Here is a 16,285-nt window from a genome sequence, read left to right on the forward strand (position 1 = left end):
CCCACAGGGGGGTGTGGTTACTTCAAGGGATCAGGCAGTCGGCAAGCTCGGCGCCAATACGCCCTGGCGCTTGCGATGGATCAGGAAGTACGCGCCATAGCACAGGGCAATGAAGCCAAAGCCCCAATACAGCGACGGACGCTGGGTTTCATCCAGGGCCAGGAACACGAACAGCGAGCAGCACAGCGTGATGCACATCAGCGGCAGTACCGGGAACCAGGGTGCGCGGTATTTCAGGTCGCTGAGTTTGCCGCCCTCACGCAAGTACGCCTTGCGGAACTTGTACTGCGCCAGCGCGATGACAATCCAGGTCACGGTGCCGGACATGCCGCTCACCGCCATCAGCACCATGAACAAGGTGTCGGCGGCGACGAAGCTGGTCATCAGCGACACCAGCGCGAAGCACAGGGTGATGCTCAAGGCGCGCAATGGCACGCCACGCTTGCTCAATGGCGACAGGCTTTTCGGCGCCATGCCGGTTTTCGACATCGCCCACAGGATGCGCGTCGAGGCATACAGGCCGGAGTTGCCCACCGAGAGGATCGCGGTGAGGATCACGAAGTTCATCAGGTCGGCGGCGTAGGGAATGCCGACCATGTCGAACACCTGCACGAACGGGCTTTCCATCAGCCCTGCCTGCTGCCACGGCACGATGGCCGACAGCACGATGATCGCCAGCACGTAGAAGATCAGCACGCGGAACACCACGTTGCGCACGGCCCGGGGAATGCTTTTTTCCGGCTGATCGGTTTCACCGGCGGCCACGCCCATGATCTCGCAACCCTGGAACGCGTAGACCACGGTCATCATCACCGCGAACACCGCCGACAGGCCGTTGGGGAACAACGAATCGCCGATCAGATTAGTCGCCATCGGCGCCGGTGCGCCGCTGCTCAGGGGCATCACGCCGAAGATCACCAGCACGCCGACCACGATGAAACCGAGAATCGCCGCAACCTTGATCCCCGAGAACCAGTATTCGGCTTCACCGAAAGCGCGGGTCGCCATGGCATTGATGCCGAACAGCACCACCACGAACAGCGCCGACCAATACCAGATCGGCACCGCCGGGAACCAGCGGGTCATCAGCATGCCGGCGGCGGTGAACTCCAGGCCCACGGTGGTGGCCCAGCTCATCCAGTACACCCAGCCGATCATGAACCCGGTGGCCGGGCCGATGTATTTGGTGGCGTGGGTCTGGAACGAACCGGACACCGGCATCTGCACCGACAGTTCGCCCAGGCAGACCATCACCAGGTACATCAGGAAACCGGCGAACAGGTAAGCCAGGATCGCCCCCACCGGGCCGCCTTGATTGATGGTCACGCCGGAGCCCATGAACAGCCCGGTGCCGATGACGCCGCCCAACGACAGCATGAAAATGTGCCGGCTCTTGAGGGCGCGGGTCAGCTGTATGCCTTTACGATCAGTGTTTTCGTTCATGTCGGCACCTCAGCAGTCGTTGAGGTGAACAGCGCGCGACAGGACGTCACGGCGCAGGGAGGGATCAGCTTTACGGCAATTCATTATTATTATCTCCAATAAGCTTCGAAGACCGCGCTGCGGCGGTTGCGTCGATTATTGGAAAGCCATGTAAGTTCGCGTTGACCGTAAAGATCGAAGTTGTACAAAGTCGTAACAAATTTGTACGTCAGCTCTGCAACAGGCCTTTGAGAGTATCGAGCGAGTGCTGCAATTGCTCATCGAGCGCGGGTCTCATGTGCTCGATCGCCGATTCATCGTTTGCCAACGCCAAGGTCTCCAGCGTCCTTAGCGTTGTGGCCAAGGCCCGAAAACCCAGGGAATCGCAGCTACCGGCCAGGCGGTGAGCCAATTGTGCGACCTCTGTGCAGTCGTTGGCGGCCATGGCTTCATGCAGCGCATCGCGGTGTTGCAGGATCGAGTCGCGGAGCATCGCCAGCAGGCCCTGGACCTTTTGCGCACCGAGCAGGCTGCGATGGGTCTGCAACAGCGGCCAGTCCATTGCCTCATCGCTCGGCTGCGACCCGGCCACAGGCGCCTGCCCTTCCAGCACCTGGCGCAGGTTTTCCAGCTTCAAGGGCTTGGCCAGGACACCGTCCATGCCGGCCTCCAGATAACCGCGCACCAGCGCCGGTTGCACGCTGGCGGTCAGGGCGAAAATGCGCGCATGGCGGTTCGACCCGTCACTGCTGCGAATCTGCCGGCATAGCTCGACACCGCTGATGCCCGGCAGATGCACGTCCAGCAGCATCAGGTCGAACACCCGAGCCGCGCAGTGTTGCAGCGCCTGATCCGCTTCTTCGGCCAGCCACACCCGGTGGCCGTCCCGTTGCAGCAAGCCCTTGACCACTTCGCGGTTGAGCGCCACGTCTTCGACCACCAGGATGTTCAGTGCCGGCCCCGCCGCGCGAACCGGCGCAACCTCAGCCACGCCGCTGGCCGGTTGCAGGGACAGCTCGAACCAAAAGCAACTGCCGCGCCCCTCTTCACTGTCCACGCCGATGCAGCCGCCCATCTGCTCCACCAGATGTTTGCAGATCGCCAACCCCAACCCGGTGCCACCAAAACGTTGCGCGACTTCTTCGCTGGCCTGGGTGAAACGCTCGAAAATCTTCGCCTGCATCAAAGGGGCAATGCCGATGCCGTCGTCCGTGACACTGACCCGCAGCCGCTGCCCGGTCTGTTCGCAGGTTTCGCCAAGCAGCGCCACCTCGACGCCGACTTCGCCGCCTTCGGTGAACTTGATCGCGTTGGCCAGCAGGTTGCTCAGCACCTGGCGCAGGAACTGCTCGGCGCCGTGGTGATACTCGGCAATCCGTTGATCGATGCGGCAACTGAGGATCGTGTCGTTGTTCAGCGCTCGCGGTTCCAGAAGTGTCAGCACCTCGTCGAGCAACTGGCGCAGCGAGAAATCCACCGGTTCGGGATGGCTGACGCCCTCCTCCAGCTTGGCGAAATACAGCACTTCATTGAGGATCGTCAGCAAGCCTTCGCCGGCCTTGTGCAAGGCATCCAGGCGTTTGCCGTCCTGGGCATCCAGGCGCGCGCCGCGCAGCAATTCGGCCATGCCGAGAATGCCGTTCAGTGGCGTGCGCAGTTCGTGGCTCATGGTCGCCAGGAACCGCGACTTGGCAAGGTTGGCCGCTTCCGCCTCGTCTTTGGCGCGCATCAGGCTGGCGGTGCGGCGCTCGACCATTTTCAGCAGCTCGTCACGGTTGTCCTGTAAGGCCAGGCGATCGGTTTCCCGGCGCTCGATGTCCCGCAGGATCGCCCGACGCATATCGTCCAGCGCATGGGCCACGGTGTCGATTTCGTCGCTGCCACGACGCTTGTCCAGGTGCAGGGGTTCGTGCCACTCACCGGCGGCGATGCGCCGGGCAAACTCGGCCATGACTTTCAGGTGCCGGGTTACCAGTCGATAAAACAGCCCCGACAAGGCAACGGCCAGGCCGCAGAGGAACACCGCCATCCACAGCAGGCTGGTCAAACCGGTGGCGTAGAGACGCTGGTACACCGCCCCCAGATCCGTGCTGACCTCCAGCTCGCCAAGGTTGCGCAACGGGCCGGACGGCGGCTGATAGTCCAGGACAAAGCGCTCGATGCGCAGCGGGCCCGTGGGGTGCGGATTGCCCTGTACCAGGTCGAAATCGGCGCTGGTCAAGTGCACCCGCGCGACGTCGGAGAAGTCCACCAGCCCGCGCAACTGCACATTCAGCTGCTCCTGGTTCAAGTCCCAGAGACTGCGTTCCAGGCTGGCCAGGTAGCCGGCGCGGATCAGCTCCATGCGCGATTCGATGTCGCGCATTTCCCGTCGATACTCGATGTAAAGTTGCACGCTGCTGGCCAGCACGGTGAAGCACAGGCTGAACAACAGAATGAACAGCAGCAGGCGCCGCAACAGTCCACCGGGACGGGCGCGAATCATTGCGCATCCGCCGGCAGGTTGATCATGTCGCGGTAGGTCACTTCGCTTTCGTTGAGCCAGCGCTCGATGTCACCGCCGTCGACCATGCGCTGCAACTGCGCATTGATTTCGGGCATGCGAGTGGCCAAGGGCGAGCGTCGCGACACGGCAACCCGCAGATAGTCCACGCTCAATGCCTTGGGCAAGGCGACGATGTCCTGGCCGCCGGGCAGGTTTTCCACGTACAACTGGCCGGTACGCCGCTCCTGGGTGATGAAATCGATGCGCCCGCGAATCAGCTTGCCGAAGTTCTGGTGGCTGTCGGAAACCCATTCGATATTGTTGTTGCGCGCAACCATGCGATCGAACTCCACGCCATAGCTCTCGCCGAACAACAGGCCGCCACGGTAATGGGCCAGGTCGTCCAGTTGTTCGAATTTCACCGGATGCTGGCGGTTGATGAACAGCGCCACTTCTTCACGCAAGACCGGCACCGTCGAGAACAGCATGCTCTGCTCCCGTTGCGCAGTGCTGTAGGCCAGCACCACATCGACCCGGCCTTCGGCGGCGTCCAGCAGGCAGCGTTTCCAGTTGCCCAGCACCACCATCTCGACCTCGTAACCCAACCGGCCAAACAGGTTTTTCACCACGTTCGGCGCCAGGCCGCGCACCTGCTTGCCGTCGCTCCAGGACACGGGCGGGTACACCGGGTAATCGCAATAGCGAACCTTGTCCGCCGCGACGGCATGGCCGGCCACCAGCAGCGCCAGCAGGCAAGGCCATCGCGCCATCAGCTTCAGGCCGCCACACTGGCGGTGAACAGGTAACCGGCGCCGTGAATGGTGATGATCAACTGCGGTTCGGCCGGATCGTCATGCAACTTGCGGCGCAAGCGCCCGACCAGCACGTCGATGGAGCGGTCGTTGGGCACCCATTCGCGGTTGCGGATCTGGTCCATCAACTGGTCGCGGCTGAGGGTGTGGCCGCTGTTGCGCAGGAACACGCTGAGCAACTGGTATTCGCCGTGAGTCAGCAGGGTTTCGCTGCCGGACGGATCGATCAGGCGACGGCGGTCGGTATCGAGTGACCAGTCGGCGAACTGCTTGACCGGCTTGGCCACCGCGACGGCAGGCGCTGGCGTTTGCGCATGACGGACCCGGCGAATCAGGTTTTTCGCCCGGGACACCAGCTCCCTTGGATTGAGGGGTTTGATCACGTAGTCATCGGCGCCGCATTCGAGGCCGACGATGCGGTCGATTTCATCGTTGCGCCCGGTGATCAGGATGATTCCGACTTCCGAACGCACCCGCAGTTCACGGGTCAGGGTCAGGCCGTCCTTGCCCGGCAGGCGGATGTCGAGCATCACCAGGTCGACGCTCTGGCTGGCCAGGAAGGTTTCCGCCAGTTCCGCCGTGGCGGCGCAATGGACGTCGTAGCCTTCCTGGGACAGGTAGGCGTGCAGCAGATCGCGAATCAGCGGATCGTCATCGACGATCAATACCCGAGGAGTCATCGCTTGGTGTCCGGCATAGGCCCTGAGGCCAGTTTCTTATTAGAGTGTATTCCTGCATCGGCGCCAGAGAGTATCGATTGCTGAACGACTGATCAACAGTCGATCGTCTGCAGGCAAAAACGCTGGCGTCCGCCGGCCTGCAGACCGTCGACCCAGGCCTCGCAAATCTGGATGCCTTGCTCCGGGGTGAAGGTGCCGGGGTTCAGCCCGGACTCCAGCCACAAGCCGTCGAGCAAGGCGCTGAGGCTGATGGCGGCCAGGTCGGCGTCGAAATTTTCCCAGCCTTCCTCCCGGGCCAGCTCCGCCAGCACCTTGCGCAGGATGCCGCGATACTCGCCATAGGAATGATCGTGGGCCTGGTTGATGGCCTCGGCGGTTTTCACCGCGCCCCAGAACGCCAGCCACGCATCGATCAGTTGCGGGTCGAGCAGCTCGGCGGAAAACGATCCGCGGAAAAACGCCGACAAGCGCTCCCGGGCATTCGGCGCGGCTTGCTCCATGGCGTCGCGCAGCAGGGTCATGACCCGCCCGGTGATCGCCATGTAGGCCTCGGCCACCAGTTCATCCTTGCCGGAATAGTGATGGCTGATCAGCCCCACCGAGACCCCTGCCTCGGCGGATATCTTGCGGATCGACGCGCCCTGGAAGCCGTGACGCTTGAGGCACACCAGCGTCGCCTCGATCAGGTTGGCTTTGCGCAACTGCGGTTCCATGCGGGAAAAACGGGCTTCCTGGTTCATGGGCGACACGCTCCTTGGTTCAATCGTTCAGGCCTGCGCGGGTTGGCGGCGGGTTGAACGACTGTACAGCAAGAGCGGGCCATTACTCCAGTCAGTTGCCAGTCTGGTAGACCGCGGCGCGTCCATCGCGAGCAAGTCGGATCGCGAAGGGGTCAGCTCAAACAACACAGAATCCGGATCAGTCCCGATACCTCGGAGCCACACGATCCAGCAACCGCAACAACGCCGCCCAAGCCAGTTGCATCGCATCCGGATCACTCAACTCCCCCTCCTCCAACGGTCGCCCCGGATCATTGAACTGCCGTTCTGTATGCGCACAGACCTCGTGCGACGGCAGCACAACCTCACCGGCAGCTTGCGCGGCCAGCTGGATTTCACAGGCCTTTTCCAGGTAGTACATGCGCAAGAATGCCTGGCTCACCGTCTCGCCGACAGTCAGCAAGCCATGGTTGCGCAGCATCAATACCGATTTGTCGCCCAGGTCCGCCACCAGCCGTTGCTGCTCGCTCAGGTCCAGCGCCACACCTTCGTAATCGTGGTAAGCGACCCGGCCATAAAACTCCATGGAAATCTGGTTCACCGGCAACAACCCACACTTCAACGCCGCCACCGCACACCCGGATCTGGTGTGGGTGTGCAGCACGCATTGCGCATCTTCACGGGCGCCATGAATGGCGCTGTGAATCACGAACCCGGCCGGGTTGACCGGGTACGGCGACGGCTCTACGGCATGGCCATCAAGGTCGATCTTCACCAGATTCGACGCAGTGATTTCATCGAACATCAGCCCGTAGGGGTTGATCAGAAAGTGATGCTCCGGCCCCGGAATGCGCACCGAGATGTGGGTGAAGATCAGATCGGTCATGCGAAAGTGCGCAATCAAGCGGTAACAGGCCGCCAGTTCCTCACGCAGGCGTAGCTCGGTAGCGCTGCGTTCAGGGGCCAGGTGGCTGGCGATGTTGTTCATGGTGGTGGTTCTCCAGGCTGATCGGCTGGGGCAGACAGTAAGGCTGGACGCTTGGACACGTCCAGCCGTCCGCATTTATTTACTGGCCCAGGCGTTGAAGCGCTCTTCCAGCTCTTCGCCATGATCGACCCAGAAACCGACGTTCATCGACAGTGCACCCTTGAGGTTCTGCGGCGCCGTGGGCACCCATTGCGCCAGTTTGTCGTCCAGCCGTGCGGCGGCCTGGATATTGGTCGGGCCGTAGGGGATTTGCTGCACGTAGTTGACCTGGGCGTCCGGCTGGTTGGCGAAGGCGATAAAGCGCTTGGCCTGATCCACATGCCGGGACCCTTTGATGATCGCCCAGTAGTCCATGCCGTACAGGCTGCCGGGCCAGACCAGAGCGAGGTGGCTGCCTTTCTGTGCGGCGTCGGCGATGCGTCCGCTGTAGGTCGAGGTCATCACCACATCGCCGGCGGTCAGCCATTGCGGCGGTTGCGCGCCGGCCTCCCACCACTGGATGTAAGGCTTGAGTTCAGTGAGCTTGGCGAATGCCCGGTCCACGCCCTGCGGGGTGCCGAGCACCTTGTAGACGTCTTCGGTCTTGACCCCGTCGGCCAGCAAGGCGAATTCCAGGTTGTACACCGCGCGTTTGCGCAGCCCACGCTTGCCGGGGGTTTTCTTCACGTCCCAGAAGTCTGCCCACGAGGTCGGGGCCTGGGCCAGTTTGTCGGTGTCGTAGGCAATCGCCACGCTCCACACCAGCGCGGCGGAACCGCATTCCTGCGCCGCCTCGGGGATCAACTGGTCGGCGTGGCCCAGGCGGGTCCAGTCCAGGCGCTCGTACATGCCTTCCTCGCAGCCGCGCATCAAGTCCGGACCTTCGATCTGCACCACGTCCCAGTCGACGTTGCCGGTGTCGACCATGACTTTGATTTTGGCCATCTCGCCGTTGTATTCACTCTGGATCACCTTGCTTTGATCCACGGCGGCGAAGGGTTGAAAGAACGCCACGTCCTGGGCTTTTTGTCCGGCTCCGCCGTATCCGACCACCACCATGTCCGATGCTGCCTGAGCGCTGCCCAGGCCCATGGCCACGGACAACACCAAGGGATAAAAACCGTGCTTGAGCGTGTGCGATTTCATCAGTGGTTCCTCTTGCAGGTGCCACGGGACCCAAGGCCCGCGCAGCCCTTTTTTATTGTTGTGAGGTTTGGCCCGGGAGCGGGCTCGAGACGAAACTACTGCAAGGCGCAGTAAAAAAACAAGTTGATTTTTTACTGAAGGTAAATTTCTATAGCGCAACAATAACAACGCCGAAACCCGGCCTTTCGGCTTCAGCCTGCCAGGAGTACCCGCCCCCATGCCGACCTCGACACCCGCCTTCGCGCACCTGTTCGAACCCCTGGAGATCCGTGGCAAGCGCCTGAAAAACCGCATCATGTCCAGCGGGCACGACACCTCGATGCCCACCGACAATCTGGTCAATGAGCAATTGATCGCCTATCACCGGGCGCGTGCCGAAGGCGGTGCCGGGCTGATCGTGCTGCAAGTGGCCGGCGTGCATGACAGCGCGCGCTACACCTCCCATGTGCTGATGGCCACCGACGATGCGTGCATCGAGGGCTACCGCAAACTGGCGCAAACCTGCCATGCCCACGGTACCGTGGTGTTGTCCCAGGTGTTCCATCCGGGGCGGGAGATCATGGAGTCCAGCGATGGCCTGCTGGCGGTGGCCTATTGCGCCTCGTCGGTGCCCAACGAACGCTTCCGGGTGATGCCCCGCGCGCTGGACCAGGCCATGATCGACGAGATCGTCGCCGGTTATGCCGCTGCCGCCCGCCGACTGCACCAGGCAGGCATCGATGGCGTCGAGGTCGTGGCCAGCCATGGTTACCTGCCGGCGCAGTTCATCAATCCGCGGGTCAACCGGCGGACCGATGGCTACAACGGCGGACTGGAACAGCGTTTGCGTTTCCTGCGCGAGGTAATCGCCGCCGTGCGCGCGGCGACCGACGAGCAGTTCATCATCGGCCTGCGCATTTCCGCCGACGAGCGCGACCCGGAAGGCCTGACCGAGGACGAATCCCTGGCCGCCGTGCAGTCACTGCAAGCGCAGCTCGATTACGTGCACATCGTCGCCGGCACCTCGGCTTCCCTGGGTGGCGCGGTGCATATCGTGCCACCCATGGCGATCGAAGCGGCGTACCTGGCTAAAGAAGCCGGGACGTTCAAGGCCGGTTTGAACATTCCGCTGTTCGTCACCGGGCGCATCAACCAGCCCCAGGAAGCCGAGCTGATTCTGGCTCGCGGCCAGGCCGATGTGTGCGGCATGACCCGGGCGCTGATTTGCGATCCGCAAATGCCCAACAAGACCGACACCGGCCGCGTCGAAGACGTGCGGGCGTGCATTGCCTGCAACCAGGCGTGCATCGGCCACTTCCACAAGGGCTTGCCGATTTCCTGCATCCAGCACCCGGAAACCGGGCGCGAACTGATCTTCGGCGAACGCCGACAAGCGCCACGGCGCAAACGCATCATGATCGCCGGCGGTGGCCCAGCCGGGATGAAAGCCGCCACCGTTGCGGCCCAGCGCGGCCATGAGGTGACGTTGTACGAAGCCAGTCCGCAACTGGGCGGTCAGGTGTTGCTCGCGCAGCTGCTGCCGCGGCGTAGCGAATTCGGCGGTGCCAGTACCAACCTGCAACGGGAAATGGAACTGGCCGGCGTGCGCGTGGTGCGCAATACCCGAGTCGACCGGGCACTCGTGGAACGGGAAAAACCGGACATGGTGATCGTCGCTACCGGTGCCGAGCCCTACTGGCCGGCCTTCGAGCGCGGCGGTGAGTTGCAGGTGGTGGACGCCTGGCAAGTGCTGCGCGATGAAGTAAAGGTCGGCCGTTCGGTGGTGGTGGTCGACTGGCGCTGCGACTGGATCGGCCCCGGCATCGCCGAACGCCTGGTGCGCGCCGGGCACCAGGTGCAGCTGGCGGTCAACGGCACCCACTGCGGGGAAAACCTGCCGCTGTACGTGCGCGATCAACTGGCCGGCGAACTGCATAAGCTGGGCGTGCCGATCACGCCCTACGCGCGGTTGTATGGCTGCGATGACAACACGGTGTACCTGCAACACACCGCCAGTGGCGAACCGATGCTGATGGAGAACATCGATACGCTGGTGCTGTGCCAGGGCCACCAACCGGTGGATACCCTGGGTGCGGAGTTGCAAGGGCTGGTGGAGTTTCGTCGCATCGGCGACTGCCTGGCGCCGCGTACCGCCGAAGAAGCGATTTATGAAGGCCTGAAAGTCGCGTGGGAGCTTTAAGGCTGTTTATACTCCGGGGCTTTACATTCAAATGATCGCTCTCAGTAGGAGCTGCCGCAGGCTGCGATCTTTTGATTTTGCTTTTCAAAAACAAGATCAAAAGATCGCAGCCTGCGGCAGCTCCTACCAGGGTGTGGCGTAGCCCCCGGTTCGGAATTTTCCATGAGCAACAACAGCAAGACCCCGCCCGCTTCAGGCAGCGCCGAACCGCATTTTCTCGGCACGCGCATTCGCGGCCTGCGCAAGCGCCGGGGCATGACCCTGGCGGAACTGGCGCAACAGAGCGAACTCACCGCCGGCTACATCAGCCAGCTGGAACGCAACCTCGCCTACCCGTCGATTCCGGCGCTGTTCAACATTGCCCGCAGCCTCGGCGTGACCATCCAGTGGTTTTTCGCCAGTGAAGCGGTCACCGCGCCCGAAGACGATGGCGTCGTGGTACGCAAGAACAGCCGCCTGAACGTGCATTACGAAGACGGCATCGTCGACCAGTTGTTGACGCCGCAAGCCAACCGCCAACTGGAAATGCTCCACTCGCGCTTCCCGCCCGGCACCTACAGCCAGCAAAGCTACAGCCACGACGGAGAAGAAGCCGGCTACTTGCTCTCGGGGAGTTTCGAGTTGTGGGTCGGCGAGCGCCATTTCCAGCTCAATGAAGGCGACAGCTTCAGCTTTTCCAGCCAGGAACCGCACCGCTACGGCAATCCCGGCGATGTCGATGCGGTGGTGATCTGGGTGATTACGCCACCGACGTTCTAACGCCGGCTGCGACCGCTTGCCTGAGTGGAACTCGCACGCTTGAGGGTGTCGCTCGGCAGCTCGTTGAACAACGCGCGGTAGCTGCTGGAAAACCGCCCCAGATGCCAGAACGACCAATGCATCGCCACCTCGGCCACGGTGGTTTGCGTGGGCGTGCGGCTGAGCAATTCGCGGCGGGCGCTGTTGAGGCGGCGCAGGCGCAGCCACTGGGTCGGCGACATGCCGGTGTAGGTCTTGAACGCATGCTGCAACTGGCGCAGTGAAACCCCCGCGACCTGGGACAACTCCAACAGGTTGAGGTGTTCTTCCGGGGTGTCCGCGGCCCATTCCCCTACCCGCTTCATGATCGACCGCTCCCCGGCCCGACGCTGCAGCGCCCCCTGGTCGAGGCCGACACAGGCGTTGTCGAGGATGAACAGGCAATCTTCCAGCAGTTGCTGGGTCAGCGCTTCGCGGCTCGGTGGATCGAAGGTCTGCGACAGGCGCGTCAAGGTCCCGCTGAGCCAACGGCAGAACAGCGCGTTCTGCTGGGAGTTGAGCGGTGCCATGAACAGCCCTTCGAGCCTGGCGATGTCGAGGCTGTGGCGCTTTACGAACTCCGGCCCGAACACCACGGCGATTTCCTGGTAGTTCTCCGGGGTGATCCAGATGTTGCGGCTTTCGCCATTCAACACGTACAGCGCGTTGTCGCCGCGATCGAAACAAAACGACAACGAACCCTGGGGCGCGCTGAAATTCTGTTCGACCCGGGTATTCATCGACTCTTCGTAAATCTCCACGCCCTGCAGATCCAGATAACGCACCAGGCCTGCGAAATGCCCCGGCGACATCTGCTGGTATTGCTGCACCCAACCCGGCGTGGCGCGGATTTGCTCGGCGACATCGGCGGTGTTGAACGCTTGGACCTGGAGGGAGTTGGAACCTGTCATGGGGGCGACCTTACGCACTCTTTTGGTGCGCTTTGTGCTGCTTAAAGTGGATAGATGGAACCGCAAGGCTCGCACAAGATAGTCGTCAACGCGCTACAGGGGAAGTGTCCGGCGGATGAAACCGGTCTCTCCTGGCGTTAATAAAACCAATAACGAGGTCTTTATGAATGTCCCTTTCGATCAGCTGTTCACTTGGCTGAAAGATCACAAGATTACCGAAGTCGAGTGCGTCGTCAGCGACCTGACCGGCATTGCACGCGGCAAAATTGCACCGACCAACAAGTTCCTGCATGAGCGAGGCATGCGCCTGCCGGAAAGTGTCCTTCTGCAAACGGTAACCGGGGACTTTGTCGACGACGACATCTACTACGACCTGCTCGACCCGGCCGATATCGACATGGTCTGCAAGCCAGATGCCGACGCGGTCTACGTGGTGCCATGGGCCATCGAGCCGACCGCCATCGTGATCCACGACACCTTCGACAAGTTCGGCAACCCGATCGAACTGTCGCCGCGCAACGTGCTGAAGAAAGTCCTGCAGCTGTACACCGACAAAGGCTGGCGTCCGATCGTCGCGCCGGAAATGGAGTTCTACCTGACCCAGCGCTGCGAAGACCCGGACCTGCCGCTCAAGGCGCCGATGGGCCGTTCGGGCCGCGCCGAAAGCGGTCGTCAGTCGTTCTCCATCGACGCTGCCAACGAATTCGATCCGCTGTTCGAAGACGTTTACGACTGGTGCGAACTGCAAGGCCTGGACCTCGACACGCTGATCCACGAAGACGGCCCGGCGCAGATGGAAATCAACTTCCGTCATGGCAACGCCCTGGACCTGGCGGACCAGATCACCGTGTTCAAGCGCACCATGCGTGAAGCGGCGCTCAAGCACAACGTGGCGGCAACCTTCATGGCCAAGCCAGTCGGCGACGAGCCTGGCAGCGCCATGCACATTCACCAGAGCGTGGTGGACATTGCCACCGGTCAGCCAATCTTCGCCGATGCCGATGGCAACATGAGCGAACTGTTCCTGCATCACATTGGCGGCTTGCAGAAGTACATCCCGAAGGTGCTGCCGATGTTCGCGCCGAACGTCAACTCGTTCCGCCGCTTCCTGCCGGATACCTCGGCACCGGTGAACGTCGAATGGGGCGAAGAAAACCGCACCGTCGGCCTGCGCGTGCCGACCTCCAGCCCTGACGCCATGCGCGTCGAGAATCGCCTGCCGGGCGCCGACGCCAACCCGTACCTGGCCATCGCCGCCAGCCTGCTGTGCGGTTACCTGGGCATGGTCGAGCGTATCGAGCCGAGCGCTGCGGTACAGGGCCGCGCCTATGAGCGTCGCAACCTGCGCCTGCCGATCACCATCGAGGACGCCCTGACCCAGATGGAAGAGTGCGACACCATCAGCCGCTACCTGGGCAACAAGTTCGTGCGGGGCTATGTCGCGGTCAAACGCGCCGAGCACGAGAACTTCAAGCGGGTGATCAGTTCGTGGGAGCGTGAGTTCCTGATGCTCAGCGTCTAAAAAACTCGCTCCCCAAGGGATCACACATCCCCTGTGGGAGCGGGCTTGCTCCCACAGGGGGCAAGTGAATACCAAGAAAATCACCTGAAGAATCCAACAATTCCAAGAAGGTATCGATATGCGTCTTTTGAAATCCGTGGTCCCCGCCGCACTGGCGGTTCTGTTCAGCGCCGTTGCCCAGGCCCAGCCACAGGTCAGCGTCTACAACTGGACCGACTACATCGGCGAAACCACCCTCGCCGACTTCCAGGCCAAGACCGGGATCAAGGTGATCTACGACGTATTCGATTCCAACGAAACCCTGGAAGGCAAACTGCTTGCCGGTCGTACCGGGTATGACGTGGTGGTGCCGTCCAACCACTTCCTCGCCCGCCAGGTGAAGGCCGGTGCGTTCCTCAAGCTCGATCGCGAGCAACTGCCAAATTTCCAGAACCTCGATCCGAAACTGCTGGCGCTGCTGGAGAAAAACGATCCGGGTAACGCGCACTCGGTGCCGTACCTGTGGGGCACCAACGGCATCGGCTATAACGTCGACAAGGTCAAGGCGGTGCTGGGTATCGACAAAATCGACTCCTGGGCCGTGCTGTTCGAACCGGAAAACATCAAGAAGCTCAGCGCCTGCGGCGTGTCGATGATGGACTCGGCGGACGAAGTGTTCCCGGCGATGCTCAATTACATGGGTATGGACCCGCGCAGCGAAAACCCAGAGGACTTCAAGAAGGCCGAAGCCAAGCTGCTGCAGATCCGCCCCTACATCACCTATTTCCACTCCTCCAAGTACGTCTCGGACCTGGCCAACGGCGATATCTGCGTGGCATTCGGTTACTCGGGCGATGTGTTCCAGGCCGCCAACCGCGCCAAGGAAGCCAAGAACGGCGTGAACATCGCCTACGCCATTCCCAAGGAAGGCGCCAACCTGTGGTTCGACCTGCTGGCCATCCCCGCCGACGCCGGCAATCCGAAAGAAGCCCACGCCTTCATCAACTACCTGCTGGACCCGCAAGTGATTGCCAAGGTCAGTGAGTCGGTCGGCTACGCCAACCCGAACCCGGCCGCCAAGCAGTACATGGACCCTGAACTGGTCAGCAACCCCGAGGTTTATCCATCCCAGGAAGTCCTCGACAAACTCTACATCTCCACCACGCCGCCGCAGTCGATCATGCGCCTGATGACCCGTTCGTGGAGCAAAGTGAAGTCCAACAAATGAATCAGTACACCAAGGAACACACCCACTCCTATTACGCGGCGTCCGCCAAGGGCATGAGGCAGCGTCCCGCACTGGCCTCGGACCTGATGGCCGATGTCTGCGTGGTCGGTGCGGGTTTCACCGGCATCAACACCGCCATCGAACTGGCCCAGCGTGGGCTCTCGGTGGTCCTGCTGGAGGCCCGGCGAATTGGCTGGGGCGCCAGCGGGCGCAACGGCGGCCAGTTGATTCGTGGTATCGGCCATGACGTCAGCGGTTTCGCCAGGCACATCGGCGCCGATGGCGTGCAATACCTGGAGTATGCCGGGACCGAGTCGGTGCAGGTCGTGGGCAATCGCATCCGTGAGCACGGCATCGATTGCGACCTGAGCTGGGGCTTCTGCGAACTGGCCAACACCCCGGCACAGTTCAAGGCGTTCAAGGCCGAGCAGGCGCAACTGATTGAATCCGGCTACGCCTTTGAAACCCGACTGGTCGCGCCGGAACAGATTCGTGAACAGGTGGTGAACTCCGGCGTGTACGCCGGTGGCCTGGTGGACATGGGCTCGGGGCATTTGCATCCGCTGAACCTGGTCCTTGGCGAGGCGCAGGTTGCCGAGTCCCTTGGGGTGCGGATTTTCGAGCAGAGCCCGGTGCTGGAGTTGATCCATGGCAGCACGGTCCAGGTCCGTTGCGCCGGTGGCACTGTGAGTGCAGGCACCTTGGTGCTGGCCTGCAACGCGCACCTCGAAGAATTGGAACCGAAGCTCAGCGGCAAGGTACTCCCGGCGGGCAGCTACATCATCGCCACCGAGCCCTTGTCAGAAGAGGCCGCTGCAAAACTGATCCCGCACAACGTCGCGCTGTGCGACCAGAAGGTCGGCCTGGATTACTACCGGCTCTCGGCTGACCGGCGTTTGCTGTTCGGCGGAGCCTGCCATTATTCCGGGCGCGATCCTTCGGACATCAGCGCCTACATGCGCCCGCAGATGCTCAAGGTATTCCCGCAACTGGCCGATGTGCGCATCGACTATCAGTGGGGCGGCAAGATCGGCATCTCGGCCAACCGTTTCCCCCAGGTCGGGCGCCTGGGCCAGCACCCCAACGTGTTCTACGCCCAGGGCTACTCCGGTCATGGCCTGAACGTGACCCACTGGTGCGCGAAGTTGTTGGGCGAAGCGATCCATGCCGGCCACAGCAAGGGCTTCGACGTGTTCAGCGCCGTGCCGCACATGACCTTCCCCGGCGGACGCGCCCTGCGTTCACCGTTGCTGGCCCTTGGCATGTTCTGGTATCGGATGCGGGAAGTGCTGGGTTGACCACCGGGCACCTGAGGCGAGTTGTCTCTCGCTTCAGGCGTCGCGGCAGGTCAGGAGGGGTTGTGGCGACCTCAAGAGATCGCCGCGGCACTTCTATTGCGGCATCTGAATGTTAATGCCCTCCTTCTGCATTTCTTCCCGTACCGACTGGAATTTCTGA

General features: G+C 62.2%; 13 protein-coding genes. 5 read left to right on the top strand and 8 right to left on the bottom strand.

Going from position 1 to position 16,285, the window contains the following annotated elements; all coding sequences use genetic code 11:
* Positions 1–30: 30 nt before the first annotated feature.
* The 7 genes from ACM6IT_RS20875 to ACM6IT_RS20905 form a co-directional block, all read right to left on the bottom strand.
* Entirely contained in the window at positions 31–1,443 is a 1,413-nt protein-coding gene (locus ACM6IT_RS20875; RefSeq protein ID WP_414915049.1) for an amino acid permease, read from the bottom strand.
* A 208-nt stretch (positions 1,444–1,651) separates the two neighbouring features.
* Complete coding sequence (locus tag ACM6IT_RS20880) at positions 1,652–3,907, bottom strand: ATP-binding protein (RefSeq protein WP_414918609.1); 2,256 nt, start codon at positions 3,905–3,907, stop codon at positions 1,652–1,654.
* Positions 3,904–4,677 (bottom strand): substrate-binding periplasmic protein, encoded by a 774-nt coding sequence (locus tag ACM6IT_RS20885; protein ID WP_414918610.1) that lies wholly within the window; start codon positions 4,675–4,677, stop codon positions 3,904–3,906. Before ACM6IT_RS20885 ends, ACM6IT_RS20880 begins: the two co-directional genes overlap by 4 nt.
* A 5-nt stretch (positions 4,678–4,682) precedes the next feature.
* A complete protein-coding gene (locus ACM6IT_RS20890; RefSeq protein WP_046037067.1) occupies positions 4,683–5,399 on the bottom strand; it encodes a response regulator in 717 nt (238 codons plus the stop codon).
* 92 nt (positions 5,400–5,491) lie between these two features.
* Positions 5,492–6,139: a TetR family transcriptional regulator C-terminal domain-containing protein gene (locus ACM6IT_RS20895; protein WP_414915051.1), complete on the bottom strand. Its 648-nt coding sequence runs from the start codon at positions 6,137–6,139 to the stop codon at positions 5,492–5,494.
* A 178-nt stretch (positions 6,140–6,317) separates the two neighbouring features.
* Complete coding sequence (locus tag ACM6IT_RS20900) at positions 6,318–7,106, bottom strand: class II aldolase/adducin family protein (protein WP_414915052.1); 789 nt, start codon at positions 7,104–7,106, stop codon at positions 6,318–6,320.
* 75 nt (positions 7,107–7,181) lie between these two features.
* Positions 7,182–8,231: an ABC transporter substrate-binding protein gene (locus tag ACM6IT_RS20905; protein WP_414915053.1), complete on the bottom strand. Its 1,050-nt coding sequence runs from the start codon at positions 8,229–8,231 to the stop codon at positions 7,182–7,184.
* A 217-nt stretch (positions 8,232–8,448) separates the two neighbouring features.
* Between ACM6IT_RS20905 and ACM6IT_RS20910 the strand changes: the two genes are divergently transcribed.
* A complete protein-coding gene (locus ACM6IT_RS20910; protein WP_414915054.1) occupies positions 8,449–10,410 on the top strand; it encodes an FAD-dependent oxidoreductase in 1,962 nt (653 codons plus the stop codon).
* 162 nt (positions 10,411–10,572) lie between these two features.
* Positions 10,573–11,169: a cupin domain-containing protein gene (locus ACM6IT_RS20915; protein ID WP_056725067.1), complete on the top strand. Its 597-nt coding sequence runs from the start codon at positions 10,573–10,575 to the stop codon at positions 11,167–11,169.
* On the opposite strand, the gene ACM6IT_RS20920 is transcribed toward ACM6IT_RS20915, so the two are convergent.
* Positions 11,166–12,098, bottom strand: a complete 933-nt coding sequence (locus tag ACM6IT_RS20920) for a helix-turn-helix domain-containing protein (protein WP_223542147.1) — start codon at positions 12,096–12,098, stop codon at positions 11,166–11,168. The two genes, ACM6IT_RS20915 and ACM6IT_RS20920, sit on opposite strands and share 4 nt — an antisense overlap.
* A gap of 163 nt (positions 12,099–12,261) precedes the next feature.
* Between ACM6IT_RS20920 and ACM6IT_RS20925 the strand changes: the two genes are divergently transcribed.
* The 3 genes from ACM6IT_RS20925 (at position 12,262) to ACM6IT_RS20935 (ending at position 16,125) form a co-directional block, all read left to right on the top strand.
* On the top strand, positions 12,262–13,620 hold the full coding sequence (locus tag ACM6IT_RS20925; RefSeq protein WP_056725071.1) for a glutamine synthetase family protein: 1,359 nt from the start codon (positions 12,262–12,264) through the stop codon (positions 13,618–13,620).
* 118 nt (positions 13,621–13,738) lie between these two features.
* Positions 13,739–14,827 carry a polyamine ABC transporter substrate-binding protein gene (locus ACM6IT_RS20930; protein WP_223542146.1) on the top strand — a complete coding sequence of 363 codons (1,089 nt, stop codon included), beginning with the start codon at positions 13,739–13,741 and terminating at the stop codon, positions 14,825–14,827.
* Positions 14,824–16,125: an NAD(P)/FAD-dependent oxidoreductase gene (locus tag ACM6IT_RS20935; protein ID WP_056725074.1), complete on the top strand. Its 1,302-nt coding sequence runs from the start codon at positions 14,824–14,826 to the stop codon at positions 16,123–16,125. The genes ACM6IT_RS20930 and ACM6IT_RS20935 overlap by 4 nt, the downstream gene beginning before the upstream one ends.
* Positions 16,126–16,285: the final 160 nt, after the last annotated feature.

Source organism: Pseudomonas sp. IT-P4, assembly GCF_949767755.1.
Classification (GTDB): domain Bacteria; phylum Pseudomonadota; class Gammaproteobacteria; order Pseudomonadales; family Pseudomonadaceae; genus Aquipseudomonas; species Aquipseudomonas monachiensis.

Coding starts and splice junctions, on each gene's coding strand:
- ACM6IT_RS20875 (WP_414915049.1), bottom strand. CDS start 1,443: ATGAACGAAAACACTGATCGTAAAGGCATACAGCTGACCCGCGCCCTC.
- ACM6IT_RS20880 (WP_414918609.1), bottom strand. CDS start 3,907: ATGATTCGCGCCCGTCCCGGTGGACTGTTGCGGCGCCTGCTGCTGTTC.
- ACM6IT_RS20885 (WP_414918610.1), bottom strand. CDS start 4,677: ATGGCGCGATGGCCTTGCCTGCTGGCGCTGCTGGTGGCCGGCCATGCC.
- ACM6IT_RS20890 (WP_046037067.1), bottom strand. CDS start 5,399: ATGACTCCTCGGGTATTGATCGTCGATGACGATCCGCTGATTCGCGAT.
- ACM6IT_RS20895 (WP_414915051.1), bottom strand. CDS start 6,139: ATGAACCAGGAAGCCCGTTTTTCCCGCATGGAACCGCAGTTGCGCAAA.
- ACM6IT_RS20900 (WP_414915052.1), bottom strand. CDS start 7,106: ATGAACAACATCGCCAGCCACCTGGCCCCTGAACGCAGCGCTACCGAG.
- ACM6IT_RS20905 (WP_414915053.1), bottom strand. CDS start 8,231: ATGAAATCGCACACGCTCAAGCACGGTTTTTATCCCTTGGTGTTGTCC.
- ACM6IT_RS20910 (WP_414915054.1), top strand. CDS start 8,449: ATGCCGACCTCGACACCCGCCTTCGCGCACCTGTTCGAACCCCTGGAG.
- ACM6IT_RS20915 (WP_056725067.1), top strand. CDS start 10,573: ATGAGCAACAACAGCAAGACCCCGCCCGCTTCAGGCAGCGCCGAACCG.
- ACM6IT_RS20920 (WP_223542147.1), bottom strand. CDS start 12,098: ATGACAGGTTCCAACTCCCTCCAGGTCCAAGCGTTCAACACCGCCGAT.
- ACM6IT_RS20925 (WP_056725071.1), top strand. CDS start 12,262: ATGAATGTCCCTTTCGATCAGCTGTTCACTTGGCTGAAAGATCACAAG.
- ACM6IT_RS20930 (WP_223542146.1), top strand. CDS start 13,739: ATGCGTCTTTTGAAATCCGTGGTCCCCGCCGCACTGGCGGTTCTGTTC.
- ACM6IT_RS20935 (WP_056725074.1), top strand. CDS start 14,824: ATGAATCAGTACACCAAGGAACACACCCACTCCTATTACGCGGCGTCC.